Raw genomic sequence first — 12,325 nt, 5'->3', positions numbered from 1 at the left:
AGGGAACCGCACCGACCTCACGCGAAACCTCTGTTTTTCGAAACCTTTGCCCCCTATATTGGGGGTGCCGGTTCGCCGGCTATGGAAATAAACGGTCGTCGCAATAAACCATTCGGACCCGGGGGCGGTACCCGGCGCCTCCACCAAAGCCCACTCGGGGCATGCCCAAGAAGCGGGTTTTGGCGGGGGCGAAATAGGATCGACGAGGGCGTAAAGGGCGTACTTTTTCCCGGTATTGTTCCGCCGTTATCGGGCTACTGCAATAGTTGCCAACGACAACTTTGCTCCGGTTGCTCAGGCTGCGTAACGCAGTTTGAAAGACCATCTTAAAGTCCTAACGGGTTAAGCTCCGTTAGGCGGGGTTCGGAGGCACCTGGCAACAGAAGCCTCCACTTTACTCTTGATTTCTTCTCCGGCGGGGACTCCTGCTGACCCGTCAGGCGCGGTACTATTGCGACTTGGCGAGTCGGGGCGGCACGGTCCGGCTTCGGGGATGCAACAGGACCACCATGGCGACCGATCATATCCGATACGATGTGCTGGCCCGCGACGCGCTGCGCGGCGTGCTGCGGAAGGTGCTGACCGATGCCGCGGCCCATGGCCTGCCGGGCGAGCACCATTTCTTCATCACCTTCGTGTCGAAGGCCGAGGGCGTGAAGCTGTCGTCGCGGCTGCTCGCGCAATATCCGGAAGAGATGACGATCATCCTGCAGCACCAGTTCTGGGATCTGACCGTGCTCGAGGACCGCTTCGAGGTCGGCCTGTCCTTCGGCGGCATTCCGGAGCGGCTGATCGTGCCGTTCAGCGCCATCAAGAGCTTCCTCGACCCGTCCGTGAAGTTCGGCCTGCAGTTCGACACGTCCGACGTCGCCGAGGTCGCGCCCGAGACGCTGCCGACAGCTCCCGCGCCGTCGGCCGTCGCAGTGCAGACGCCTGCCCCTGAAGCGGCGGAAAGCACGGAGGAGCCGACGGCCCCGAACCAGGGCGGTGCCGAGGTCGTGCGGCTCGATCGTTTCCGCAAGAAATGATCTAGGTTGGGCGCGAAGCCATCGCGCCGGCCAGACTGCCTGTATAGAAGAGCACATGAAGAGGCCGTGCGGCGTTTCGCGCGGCAGAATGGATGTGCTCATGGCCAAAGCTTCCCGCTCGAAGACCGCCCGCCCCGCGACCCGCACCGAGACCGACAGCTTCGGTCCCATCGAGGTCGCCGCCGACCGCTATTGGGGCGCGCAGACCGAGCGCTCGCGCCAGAATTTTCGTATCGGCACGGATCGCATGCCGATCTCGCTCGTGCACGCGCTCGGCATCGTCAAGCTGGCCGCGGCGCAGTCCAACCTCGAGCTCGGCCTGCTCGACCGGCGCCGCGCGGGCGCCATCATCCGCGCCGCGCGCGAGGTGATCGAAGGCAGGCTGGACGATCATTTTCCGCTCGTCGTGTGGCAGACCGGCTCCGGTACGCAGAGCAACATGAACCTCAACGAGGTGATCGCCAACCGCGCCAACGAACTCCTGGGCGGCGAGCTCGGCGCCAAGAAGCCGGTGCATCCCAACGACCACGTCAACATGAGCCAGTCGTCGAACGACTCTTTCCCGACCGCGATGCACATCGCGGCCGCAAGCCGCATCAATGCCGACCTCGTCCCTGCGCTCGGTGAACTGCTCCGCGCGCTGCGCAAGAAAGAGAAGGCGTTCGCGAAGATCGTCAAGATCGGCCGCACCCACACCCAGGATGCGACGCCCCTGACGCTCGGCCAGGAGTTTTCCGGCTATGCCGCGCAGGTCGAGAGCGGCATCGCCCGGCTCAAGGTCGCGGCGAAGGATCTCCATCCGCTGGCGCAAGGCGGCACCGCCGTCGGCACCGGCCTCAATTCCAAGCCGCGCTTTGCAAAGCTGTTCGCAAAGCACGTCGCCGGCATCACGAAACTCCCCTTCACCAGCGCCGCCAACAAGTTCGAGGCGCTGGCCTCGAACGATGCCTATGTGCTGGTGCACGGCGCCATCAATTCGGTGGCGACCGGCCTGTTCAAGATCGCCAACGACATCCGCCTGCTGGGATCGGGCCCGCGCTCTGGCCTCGGCGAGCTGATCCTGCCAGAGAACGAGCCGGGCTCCTCGATCATGCCGGGCAAGGTCAACCCGACGCAGTGCGAGGCGATGACCATGGTGTGCTGCCAGGTGTTCGGCAATCACACCACGATCACGGTGGCCGGCAGCCAGGGCCATTTCGAGCTCAACGTCTACAAGCCCGTGCTCGCCTACAACATGCTGCACTCGATCCGCCTGATGGCGGATGCCGCGCGATCCTTCACCGAGCACTGCGTCAGCGGCATTCGCGCCGACGAAAAGCGCATCAATGAGCTGATGCAGCGCTCGCTGATGCTGGTGACGGCGCTCGCCCCGAAGATCGGCTACGACAACGCCGCCAAGGTGGCTAAGACGGCCCATGCCAACGGCACCACGTTGAAGGAGGAGGCGCTGCGGCTCGGCTTCGTCTCGGCGGATGAGTTCGATCGCCTGGTGCGGCCCGAGAAGATGACCAGCCCGGGATAGAACTCCGAATTCCGATAGCCATCCGTAATGATACGGACGCTCGACGCCTCAGAAATGTGCGGCTTTGGGGGCGGGATTTGATTACCGTCAATGTTCCGGCGGGACGGCGTGCTACGCAGCCTTTCCGCCCCCCTCGACGGGGCGAAATTCATCGTTTGATGGCCCAAGGGGCCGATTGACGAGGACGAGCGAATGGCGATCAAGTCTTGTGGGGCGCAAAGCGGCACCCTGTTTCTGAATGTTTCATCCAACCTGAAGAGGAGCGGATGATGGAGACTCGGCATGGGGAACGTCATCAACCTGAATCGCTTCAGGAAGCGCGCCGAGCGGGAAGCCTCGGCGAAACAGGCGGACGCCAACCGGACGAAGTTCGGCCGCACGAAGGCGGAACGGTCGGCGGAGGAGACGCGCGCGGACAAGGCGAAGGCGCACCTGGATCAGCATCAGATCGATCGCGAGGAGCAGCCATGAAGTCGCCCGTCGTGAAACGGTCGATCGTCGTCGCCGGGCACAAGACCAGCGTCAGCCTGGAAGAGGCTTTCTGGAACGGCATGAAGGAGATTTCCGGCCTGCGCAACATGACGTTGTCGGAGCTGGTCGGCGAGATCGACAACAATCGCCAGCAGGGCAACCTGTCGTCGGCGATCCGTTTGTTCGTCCTGGACTACTTCAAGAGCCGGGCCATGGCCGCCCAGCCGGACAAGGTCCCGGCCCAGTAGCCAACCCTCGGGGCGCCTTCGAGGCGTTCCGCGATCCGCACTTTAAAATCACTCTAAGGTGCGGTTTCGGCGAGCGTGCGCGCTTGACCTCCCTGCCCTGCGTTGAAAATACAGGGCATGACCGACACCAATGACACGCGCCCGCACATGCCGCTGGGTCTGGCCCAGCGCGGCTATACCGGCGTCATCCAGCATCTTTCCGCTCGCGAGGCGGGCTCGGCGCTCTCGGACATCGAGCTCGAGAGCCGCCTGATCGAGCTCGGCTTCGTCGAGGGCGCCCGGGTCGAGGTCCTGCACGAGGGGCTGGTCGGGCGCGACCCCATCGCCGTGCGGGTCGACAGCATCACGATCGCGGTCCGCCGCCGCGAAGCCATGGCCATCATCGTCGCCTAGACCGCGACCGGACTTCTGATCCCGGACCAGTGATTCCATGGAATTACCTCTGCTGCATCTCGCCCTGGTGGGCACGCCGAACAGCGGCAAGACTTCGCTGTTCAACGCCCTGACCGGCAGCCGGCAGAAGGTCGCGAACTATCCCGGCGTCACCGTCGAGCGCAAGGAAGGCTTCTTCGTCACCCCCTTGGGACGCCAGGTCTCGGTGGTCGACCTGCCCGGCACCTATTCGCTGCGCGGCCGCAGCCCGGACGAGGAGATCACCCGCGACTTCGTGCTCGGCAAGGCCTCCGGCGAGACGGTGCCCGATCTCGTGCTGTGCGTGGCCGATTCGACCAATCTGCGGCTGACCATCCGCCTGCTGCTCGAGCTCAAGCGCACGGGACGGCCGATGGTCCTCGTGCTCAACATGTTCGACATCGCCGCCCGCCGCGGCATCACCGTCGACGTCGAGCGGCTCGCCAAGGAGCTCGGCCTGCCCGTGGTCACCTCGATCGCGGTGCGCAAGGGCGGCACCGCCGACCTCTTGAGACTGACCGACGAGATCTCGGCAAAACTCGCCGCCGAGGCGGAGGCGAACAGCTGGCGCGCGCTCAGCGTCTCCGAATTGCGCGCGACCCAGCGCGAGGCCGACCGCATCATCGCCGACTGCGTCAGCCTGCCTGCTAGACCCGACACCTGGACCGCGCGGATCGACGCGGTCGTGCTGCATCCCGTCGGCGGCCTCATCGTGCTGACGCTGATCCTGTTCGTGATGTTCCAGGCGGTGTTCGCCTGGGCGCAACCGGCAATGGACGTGCTCAAGTCCGGCTTCGACGCGCTCGGGGAGCTCGTGCAGGCCACCCTGCCCGACGGCCTGTTGCAGAGCTTCCTGCAGAACGGCGTGATCTCGGGCGTCGGCAGCGTCATCGTGTTCCTGCCGCAGATCATCCTCATCTTCCTGTTCATCCTGCTCCTGGAAGATTTCGGCTACATGGCGCGCGCCGCGTTCCTGATGGACCGCATCATGGGCGGCGCGGGGCTGCACGGGCGCGCCTTCATTCCGCTGCTGTCGAGCTTTGCCTGCGCCATTCCCGGCATCATGGCGACGCGCGTCATCGACAACAAGCGCGACCGGCTGACCACGATCCTGATCGCGCCGCTGATGACCTGCTCGGCGCGCATTCCGGTCTACACGCTGATCATCTCCGCCTTCATCCCCGCGAAGGACGTCTGGGGCTTCATCAACCTGCAGGGCCTCGTGATGTTCGGTCTCTACGCCGCCGGCATCGTCAGCGCGCTTGCCGTCTCGTTCCTCATCAAGTTCTTCATGCTGCGCGACTATGCGCCGGCGCCATTCATGCTGGAGCTGCCGGACTACAAGATGCCGCGGCTGAAATCGATCGTGATCGGCATCTACACCCGCGCCAAGATGTTCCTGGTGCGCGCCGGCACCACGATCTTCTCGATGATGGTGCTGATCTGGTTCCTGGCCTCGTTCCCGCAGCCGCCGGCAGGCGCCACCGAGCCGGCCATCGACTTCAGCCTGGCTGCGATCATCGGCAAGGCGCTCGAGCCCCTGCTCGCTCCCGTCGGCTTCAACTGGCAGATCGCGGTCGCGCTGATCCCGGGCATGGCGGCGCGCGAGGTCGCGGTCGCGGCGCTCGGCACCGTCTACGCGATCGAGGGCGGCAAGGAAGCGGCCGAGCAGATCGGCCAGGTGCTCGCGACGAAATGGTCGCTCGCAACCGCGCTGTCGATGCTGGCCTGGTACATCTTCGCCCCGCAATGCGCCTCGACGCTGGCCGTGATCCGGCGCGAGACCGGAAGCTGGACCTGGATGGTCGTGACCTTCACCTACATGCTGGTGCTGGCCTATGCGGCGAGCCTTTTGACCTACAACGTCGCTGTGGCGCTCGGCGCAGGCTAGCGTCTCTCTCAAACTAAAACTGCGAAAACAACCCCATGCACAGTAGACGGGGGTTGAGAAATCAATGGCTTACGTGCGGGCAAGAACCATCCGGCAATAGCCCGGACCGAGCGCAGCAGGCGTCGCGCTCCAAATGCAGTGTTTCCCGGATTGCGCCGAATTCCATCCAAGAGACCGCCCTTGCCGGAATTCGGAAAATCAGTTGACCCGTCGGGCAAAGCATCGGCACAATGGCATTGTGGGAAAGCAAGGCAGGATGTGCCCACGGCGCGATGCTTGCGATCCCCAGGGAACTGCGACCATTGATGTCGATCAATGGTCCACCTCGTCGGCCTGTCACGCTTTCTCCTCGTCCTGCGAAGGGAGTGTCGACATGACGAGACATGCCAAGCTGATCGGACTGTTCGTAACGGCCGCGGTGTTCACGGCAGCGCCCCTGTCGTTCCGCTACGCGCCGGCGGATGTACTCGCCGTGTCCGTTGATACGGCCGAGGCCCGCGTCGGGCGCCCGCTTACGCCCGGGAGCGTTGCAGGCGTCAACCGCAGGGTCCATCGGCGCGCTTACTACGGTGCAGCAGCGGCAGGCGCTGCAGCCTATGGTGCTATGGTTATCGCCGGGCTTGTGGGTATTACCCCTATCGGCCCTGCTATTGAGGCGAAACTGCGCCAGGTCGAACTCGTCAACTCGCTGCACCATCCGCCGGGCGCGCAAAGCCATTGAGCTGGATCAATACCGGTCGTGTCTGCGGCGGCAGCCTCGTGCCTGACCGCGAAGGACGGCCCATGAATGCGCTGCTCAAGGAGATCCGGCACAGCCCGCTTCTGTGGACGCTGGTCTTCGTGCCGGTGGTGATCGCGCTCGCGCACATCATGCCGGAGGCGCATACGCTGCTGTTCGTGTTGGCGGTGATTGCCATCGTGCCGCTCGCGAGCCTGCTCAGTCACGCAACGGAGGCCGTGGCCGAGAAGACCGGCGATGCGGTCGGCGGGCTGTTGAATGCAACGCTTGGCAATCTCACGGAGCTCATCATCGCCGTCACGGCGTTGCAGGCCGGTCAATACATGCTGGTCAAAGCCTCAATCGCCGGTGCGATCGTGACCAACTCGCTCTTCATGCTGGGCGCATCGCTGTTTCTGGGCGGATTGAGACATCGCGTGCAGGAGTACAACCGGGCTGGCGGCAGGCTCCATTCCGCGCTGCTGCTGATGGCCACGATTGCCCTGTTGTCGCCCTCGGCCGTGGCCGACCTCAACTTTGCCGGACACGAGGCGACCGTGCAGCGCTTGAGCGCCGCCTTGGCGGTCCTGCTGATTGCGGCTTACGGTCTCAGCCTGCTGTTCTCGCTGAAGACGCACAAGGAGCTGTTTGCGAGCGGCGATCATGGCGAGGCAGGCGGCCCGGTGCTGCCGGTTGCGGTCGCCGTTCCGACACTGGGGGTCGTCACCGTGCTGGTTGCGCTCGTGAGCGAGATCTTCGTCGAGTCGGTGCAGAAGGCCGCCGAAACGCTCGGCATGACCCCGGCATTCGTCGGCTTCATCGTCGTCGCCCTGGTCGGCGCTGCGGCCGAGATGGCCGTGGCGTTTTCCGCGGCACGCCGGAACCGGCTCGACATGAGCGTGAGCATCGCGCTCGGAAGCGCAAGCCAGATCGCCTTGTTCGTCGCACCCGTTCTCGTGCTGCTGAGCTACGTTGTCGGGCCGCACCCCATGGACCTTCAGTTCTGGCCGGGAGCTGTGACCATGGTCACGATCGCCGCCGTGGTGACGAGCTTCATCACCAACGGCGGACGATCGGCCTGGTTCATCGGCGCGCTCTTGCTCTGCATCTACGCGATCTTCGCCATGACGCTTTACATGGTCCCGCCCGGCTCGCACGGCCCGGTCTAGGCTACGGGCTGCGAGCCGGTTGACCCGCCGGGCAAAACGGGAGCACGATAACATCATCGCCCTCAACGACGTCCAGATCGCGGCCAACTCTCCTGGCGACACCCTACATGAATCACTTCAGCACCAAGCGGCTCACCGCCGAGAGGCTGAACGAAAGTCACCTCGCCGACCTCGTCGCGCTGCATCTCGATGCCGAAGTCTCCCGCTATCTCGGTGGGGTGCGGACGCCCGAGATCACGAAGACCTATCTTGCGACCAACATGGCGCATTGGGACCAGCACGGCTTCGGACTCTGGACGCTACAAACCAAATGCGGGGCGTTCGCGGGGCGTGCGGGCATCCGGTACATTCTCGTCGATGACATCGACGAGATCGAGATCTTCTACGCGTTCAAACGTGAGTTCTGGGGCCAAGGATTTGCAAGCGAGATCGCGGCCGCGATGACAGACATCGGCCTGTCGCATTTCGAGCTGCCGTCCCTCATCGGCATCGTGAATGTCGGGAACGGTGCATCCCGCCGCGTGCTGGAGAGATCGGACTATCTCATCGACCGGAGTACGATGCGTCACGGCAAAGACGTCGTGATCTACCGCAAGGCGAAAGCCGCGCGTCCTCCTGCGCGGTGACGGCGACAGCACGCCACCGCGCAAGAGGTTGAGCCGCCCAGCCCTCAGTGCGGCCCAATGCGTGCCGCGATCACCACGCGTAACGCAACCGCGCGCTGCCGGCATAGGTCAGCGACCGCTCGGCGAACTCGCCATCGAACTTCGCCATGACCGAGATGCCGCTGCGGAACTTCCATTCCGCGCCGGCGGTGACCAGCGCCAGGTCACGGGCCCGCGTCGCGCCGTTGACCGCGAAGCTCGCCACCGGAAGGCCGACGAAGCTGACGTTCAGCCGGGGATCTGTCCCGAAATCCGGCGGCTTCGTTCCGCGGGTATGGGCCGAGAGCTTCGCGGCGATGCGCCAGGTGGTGATGGCGAGCGACGCGGTCGGCTGGGCGCCGATCCCGCTTCTGGAGCCGTACTGGCGCAGGCGCGAACTCGCCCATAAACACGCCGGATTGGCGGGTCAACGATCCGGATGCTTCGTCCAATTTTGGACCGACACGGCCCGACTGACGTCGCATCCTCAAGCATTGGCCCCTGAGCCGAGGAACGAGTGCGGTAAGCCGTTGCCACTCCCGGCCCCGACGTTCTTCTTCATTCAACCCATCCCGGGCGGCCGCGCTGACGGAACTCAATCCGAGTGTGTGAGTTCCATAGACGGACTTTGTCCGGTCCAGGGGGCTGCGCAGCCCTAAGACAAAGACGAGCCTTGTGGGATTGCTTTGAGGGGGTGCAATGACCGGTACGTCCATGGGTGCTTCCGACAGCAGCCCCAAAGATTTGCCAAGAGTTTCCACCGGCAGCGACGGTTTGGATGACATTCTGGGCGGCGGCCTCGACCCTAACCGGATGTACCTCTACGAGGGCCGGCCCGGCACCGGCAAGACCACCATGGCGCTGCAATTCCTGCTGCGGGGCGTGCATGACGGCGAACGCGTGCTCTACATCTCGCTGTCCGAAACGAGGCGTGAGCTCGATCTGGTCGCGCAACGGCACGGCTGGTCGCTGCAGGGGGTCGACATCTTCGAGCTGGTCCCGCCTGAGACGACCCTCGATCCCGACCGGGAGCTGACGGTCTTCCATCCCGCCGAGATGGAGCTGACCGAGACAACCAACCTGATCTTCAAGGAGGTCGAGCGGATCAATCCCACCCGCATCGTGCTCGACAGCCTGTCGGAATTGCGCCTGCTAGCCCAGAACCCACTGCGCTACAGGCGCCAAGTCCTGGCCCTCAAGCATTTCTTCACCAATCGCAACAGCACGGTCGTCCTGCTCGACGACCTTTCATCGTCCCAAGACGATTTGCAACTGCACTCGATCGCGCATGGCGTGGTCATGCTCGAACAGCTTGCCATCGACTACGGTTCGGAGCGGCGGCGGCTACGCGTGATCAAGATGCGGGGCATCCGATTTCGCGGTGGATTTCACGACTTCATCATTGAGCAAGGGGGCCTCAAGATCTTCCCTCGCCTGGTGGCGGCCGAACATCACAAATCCTTCGTCGGAGAGTTCACGCGGAGCGGCAACGCCGAACTCGACCAGCTCCTCGGAGGGGGCCTCGAGCGCGGCACCAATGCGCTTTTCATCGGTGCGGCCGGCGTGGGCAAATCGTCGCTTGCGCTGACGTACGCGATAGCAGCGGCAGAGCGCGGCGAGCACGCCGTGTTCTTCGCCTTCGACGAGGGCCGCGGCACGGTTGAGGCACGCGCGCGGACACTTGGTCTGCCCCTGCAAAGACACCTCGACTCCGGAAATGTCCGGTTTCAACAGATCGATCCAGCCGAGCTTTCACCGGGCGAGTTCGCTGCCAACGTGCGCCGGAGCGTCGAAATCGACAACGCGCGCGTCGTCATCATCGACAGCCTCAATGGCTATCTGAGCGCGATGCCGGACGAACGGTTTCTCGTCCTGCAAATGCACGAGCTGTTGACCTATCTAGGGCAGCAGGGGGTGCTGACCATCCTGGTCCTCGCTCAACATGGCCTCGTCGGCCCGATGGATACGCCTCTGGACATCAGCTATTTGAGCGACGCGGTGCTGATGTTGCGCTATTTCGAGGTGGGCGGCACCGTCCGGCGCGCCCTGTCGGTCGTCAAGAAGCGCAGCGGCCAGCACGAGCATACCATCCGTGAGTTTCGCCTCAGCAGCGAGGGCATCAAGCTCGGTCCCCCACTCAGGCACTTCAGCGGCATCTTTTCCGGCAATCCGCATTATACCGGCATGGAAATCCCGGAAGGACCAGCCGAATGAGCGCCGACCGGGACTATCGGGTTCTCATCTTTGCTCCGATCGGGCGCGACGGACCGGCATCGGCCGAACTCTTCCGCAACTCGAGCCTCGACGCGATCAGCTGTCGAAGCCTGCCCGAACTCGTCAGCGAGATGACTTCCGGCGCGGGTACCGTTTTCCTGGCCGAGGAAGGCCTGTTCGGGAGAGACACGGCGCCGCTGGCACAATGGATCGAGCGCCAGCCGCCATGGTCCGACCTCCCTTTCGTCGTTCTCACCAGCCACCGAGAGCAGCCCGCCGTCGTGGCGTGGCGACGCAGTATCGTCGAGCTTCTTCGTAACGTTTCGCTGCTCGAACGGCCGGTTCAGCCGATCACGCTGACCAGCGCCATCCAATCCGCGATGCGGGCACGCCGACGTCAATACGAGATTCGCGCGCTGCTCGCCGCACGCGAGCAAGCCGCGCAGGAGCTCGAACAATTGGTGATCGAGCGGACGCGAGAGCTGGAAGAAGCCAACGCCCAACTTCGCCTCGAGATGGAGGAGCGTGCGCGCGTCGAGGAGACGCTTCGCCAAGCCCAGAAAATCGAGGCCATCGGCCAGCTCACCGGCGGTGTCGCTCATGACTTCAACAACCTGCTGATGGTGATCTCCGGCGGCCTCGACATGCTCGACCGCCAGACGGATGCGAACCGCCGCCGCCGCTTGATGGAGGGGATGATTCAGGCGGCGCAGCGCGGTGCCAGCCTGACCAGGCAGCTTCTGGCATTTTCCCGCCGGCAGAAGCTTCGGCCGCAGCCCGTCGACGTCGCCGCTCAGATCGGCGGAATGCGTGAACTGCTCGATCGTAGCTTGCGGGGCGACGTTCACGTCGAGTTCGACTTTCCGGACTCGCAGTGGCCGGTGGAAGTCGACCCCGGAGAGCTCGAGCTCGTCATCCTCAATCTGGCCGTCAATGCCCGCGACGCCATGCCCAATGGCGGCACGATCGTCGTGCGCGGGGAAAACCTGCCTGGTTTCAACGACGAGCAGATCGCGGGCGACTACGTCCGGCTGTCCGTCATCGACACCGGTGTCGGCATGTCTCCCGAGATCCTGGCGCGCGTGTTCGAGCCGTTCTTCACGACCAAGGACGTGGGAAAGGGGTCGGGTCTCGGGCTCGCGCAGGTCCACGGATTTGCGACCCAGTCCCGGGGCACCGTGCGAATTCGATCGGAGGTCGGCCGAGGCACGAGCATCGAGCTTTACCTGCCGCGATCGTACGATCTTCCTTCCAGCGAGCGACATCTGATCGACCTCACCCGGGTGCGGCCGAAAAGAAGCAACCAGGGCCAGGTCTTGCTGGTGGAAGACGACGACGAAGTTGCCGCACTGGTCAGCGAGATGCTCGGTCAGCTCGGTTACGAGGTCACGCGTGCCGCCAGCGCTGCAGCGGCTCTCGGCGCTTTGGCTGACGGCCGCTCCGTCGATGTTGTTTTTTCGGACATCATGATGCCGGGCGGCATGAACGGCGTCGAGCTCGCACGCGAGATCAGAAATCGGCGAAGCGACATCCCGGTACTATTGACCAGCGGATATGCCGAAGCCTCAGCCCACGACGCCCACGCAGCGGGCATCCAGATCCTCGCGAAGCCCTACCACATCGACGAGCTGGCGGCAGCATTGAGCGCGGCGAGATCAAGTCTTCAGCTCGATGCAGGATCCAAGCGCTCCAATTCCGGCTGAGAGCGGTCCAGGATTCGCTGCACCATCCAGTACGAAGTCTTACCGAAAATATCCCAGCACGAGATCGATGTCCGAGCCGCCGGCCACCGTGCCGTTCAGCTCGGCGTCGATGACGCGGCGGCAGGCTTCGATCGCGGCGTGGTCGCCGAGATCATTTGCGGCTTCCAGCACGAGCCAGGCCGCGTCCACCGACGCCTTGTCCGGCGCTCCGCCGCCGATATCGGCGGTGACAACATTGTTGAGGTTCTTCTTGCGAACGGCGGTGCCGAATTGAGGCAACATTGCAAATACTCCCCTGTCGAATTC

At 64.1% G+C, this 12,325-nt stretch carries 13 protein-coding genes and 1 other RNA gene; 12 read left to right on the top strand and 2 right to left on the bottom strand.

Going from position 1 to position 12,325, the window contains the following annotated elements:
• Positions 1–27: 27 nt before the first annotated feature.
• The 10 genes from ssrA to IVB26_RS11270 all read left to right on the top strand — a co-directional run bounded on the left by ssrA (position 28) and on the right by IVB26_RS11270 (position 8,084).
• Positions 28–394, top strand: a transfer-messenger RNA (tmRNA) gene (gene ssrA, locus IVB26_RS11315).
• A gap of 115 nt (positions 395–509) precedes the next feature.
• On the top strand, positions 510–1,028 hold the full coding sequence (locus IVB26_RS11310) for an SspB family protein (protein ID WP_247971728.1): 519 nt from the start codon (positions 510–512) through the stop codon (positions 1,026–1,028).
• Positions 1,029–1,116: 88 nt separating this feature from the next.
• The gene (fumC, locus tag IVB26_RS11305) at positions 1,117–2,550 is read left to right on the top strand and encodes a class II fumarate hydratase (RefSeq protein ID WP_247971727.1); all 1,434 of its coding nucleotides are present in this window, start codon (positions 1,117–1,119) and stop codon (positions 2,548–2,550) included.
• A gap of 282 nt (positions 2,551–2,832) precedes the next feature.
• A complete protein-coding gene (locus IVB26_RS11300; RefSeq protein WP_018640859.1) occupies positions 2,833–3,021 on the top strand; it encodes a DUF4169 family protein in 189 nt (62 codons plus the stop codon).
• Positions 3,018–3,269, top strand: a complete 252-nt coding sequence (locus IVB26_RS11295; RefSeq protein ID WP_025038043.1) for a ribbon-helix-helix domain-containing protein — start codon at positions 3,018–3,020, stop codon at positions 3,267–3,269. The genes IVB26_RS11300 and IVB26_RS11295 overlap by 4 nt, the downstream gene beginning before the upstream one ends.
• A gap of 117 nt (positions 3,270–3,386) precedes the next feature.
• Positions 3,387–3,662 (top strand): FeoA family protein, encoded by a 276-nt coding sequence (locus IVB26_RS11290; protein WP_018319701.1) that lies wholly within the window; start codon positions 3,387–3,389, stop codon positions 3,660–3,662.
• 37 nt (positions 3,663–3,699) lie between these two features.
• The gene (gene feoB / locus IVB26_RS11285) at positions 3,700–5,571 is read left to right on the top strand and encodes a ferrous iron transporter B (protein WP_247971726.1); all 1,872 of its coding nucleotides are present in this window, start codon (positions 3,700–3,702) and stop codon (positions 5,569–5,571) included.
• 373 nt (positions 5,572–5,944) lie between these two features.
• Positions 5,945–6,292, top strand: a complete 348-nt coding sequence (locus IVB26_RS11280; protein ID WP_346732873.1) for a hypothetical protein — start codon at positions 5,945–5,947, stop codon at positions 6,290–6,292.
• 62 nt (positions 6,293–6,354) lie between these two features.
• Positions 6,355–7,458, top strand: coding sequence for a calcium/proton exchanger (cax, locus tag IVB26_RS11275; RefSeq protein WP_247971725.1), 1,104 nt, complete (start codon positions 6,355–6,357; stop codon positions 7,456–7,458).
• 107 nt (positions 7,459–7,565) lie between these two features.
• Positions 7,566–8,084, top strand: a complete 519-nt coding sequence (locus IVB26_RS11270) for a GNAT family N-acetyltransferase (RefSeq protein WP_247971724.1) — start codon at positions 7,566–7,568, stop codon at positions 8,082–8,084.
• Positions 8,085–8,154: 70 nt separating this feature from the next.
• On the opposite strand, the gene IVB26_RS11265 is transcribed toward IVB26_RS11270, so the two are convergent.
• Entirely contained in the window at positions 8,155–8,328 is a 174-nt protein-coding gene (locus tag IVB26_RS11265) for a hypothetical protein (protein ID WP_247971723.1), read from the bottom strand.
• Positions 8,329–8,816: 488 nt separating this feature from the next.
• Between IVB26_RS11265 and IVB26_RS11260 the strand changes: the two genes are divergently transcribed.
• Positions 8,817–10,316, top strand: a complete 1,500-nt coding sequence (locus tag IVB26_RS11260) for an ATPase domain-containing protein (RefSeq protein WP_247971722.1) — start codon at positions 8,817–8,819, stop codon at positions 10,314–10,316.
• The gene (locus tag IVB26_RS11255) at positions 10,313–12,019 is read left to right on the top strand and encodes an ATP-binding protein (protein WP_247971721.1); all 1,707 of its coding nucleotides are present in this window, start codon (positions 10,313–10,315) and stop codon (positions 12,017–12,019) included. Before IVB26_RS11260 ends, IVB26_RS11255 begins: the two co-directional genes overlap by 4 nt.
• 39 nt (positions 12,020–12,058) lie before the next feature.
• Here the strand turns inward: IVB26_RS11255 and IVB26_RS11250 are convergent, their stop codons facing one another.
• Positions 12,059–12,301 (bottom strand): hypothetical protein, encoded by a 243-nt coding sequence (locus tag IVB26_RS11250; RefSeq protein ID WP_247971720.1) that lies wholly within the window; start codon positions 12,299–12,301, stop codon positions 12,059–12,061.
• Between the last annotated feature and the right edge of the window lie 24 nt (positions 12,302–12,325).

Source organism: Bradyrhizobium sp. 195 (assembly GCF_023101665.1).
Lineage (GTDB): Bacteria > Pseudomonadota > Alphaproteobacteria > Rhizobiales > Xanthobacteraceae > Bradyrhizobium.
The sequence above is the reverse complement of the archived record's forward strand: the minus strand, read 5'-3'. Positions and strand labels throughout refer to the sequence as shown.

Excerpts from the sequence above, each read along its gene's own strand:
- feoB (WP_247971726.1), top strand. The coding sequence starts at position 3,700 with ATGGAATTACCTCTGCTGCATCTCGCCCTGGTGGGCACGCCGAACAGC.
- IVB26_RS11270 (WP_247971724.1), top strand. The coding sequence starts at position 7,566 with ATGAATCACTTCAGCACCAAGCGGCTCACCGCCGAGAGGCTGAACGAA.
- IVB26_RS11295 (WP_025038043.1), top strand. The coding sequence starts at position 3,018 with ATGAAGTCGCCCGTCGTGAAACGGTCGATCGTCGTCGCCGGGCACAAG.
- IVB26_RS11260 (WP_247971722.1), top strand. The coding sequence starts at position 8,817 with ATGGGTGCTTCCGACAGCAGCCCCAAAGATTTGCCAAGAGTTTCCACC.
- IVB26_RS11310 (WP_247971728.1), top strand. The coding sequence starts at position 510 with ATGGCGACCGATCATATCCGATACGATGTGCTGGCCCGCGACGCGCTG.
- IVB26_RS11280 (WP_346732873.1), top strand. The coding sequence starts at position 5,945 with ATGACGAGACATGCCAAGCTGATCGGACTGTTCGTAACGGCCGCGGTG.
- fumC (WP_247971727.1), top strand. The coding sequence starts at position 1,117 with ATGGATGTGCTCATGGCCAAAGCTTCCCGCTCGAAGACCGCCCGCCCC.
- IVB26_RS11300 (WP_018640859.1), top strand. The coding sequence starts at position 2,833 with ATGGGGAACGTCATCAACCTGAATCGCTTCAGGAAGCGCGCCGAGCGG.
- IVB26_RS11255 (WP_247971721.1), top strand. The coding sequence starts at position 10,313 with ATGAGCGCCGACCGGGACTATCGGGTTCTCATCTTTGCTCCGATCGGG.
- cax (WP_247971725.1), top strand. The coding sequence starts at position 6,355 with ATGAATGCGCTGCTCAAGGAGATCCGGCACAGCCCGCTTCTGTGGACG.
- IVB26_RS11290 (WP_018319701.1), top strand. The coding sequence starts at position 3,387 with ATGACCGACACCAATGACACGCGCCCGCACATGCCGCTGGGTCTGGCC.
- IVB26_RS11250 (WP_247971720.1), bottom strand. The coding sequence starts at position 12,301 with ATGTTGCCTCAATTCGGCACCGCCGTTCGCAAGAAGAACCTCAACAAT.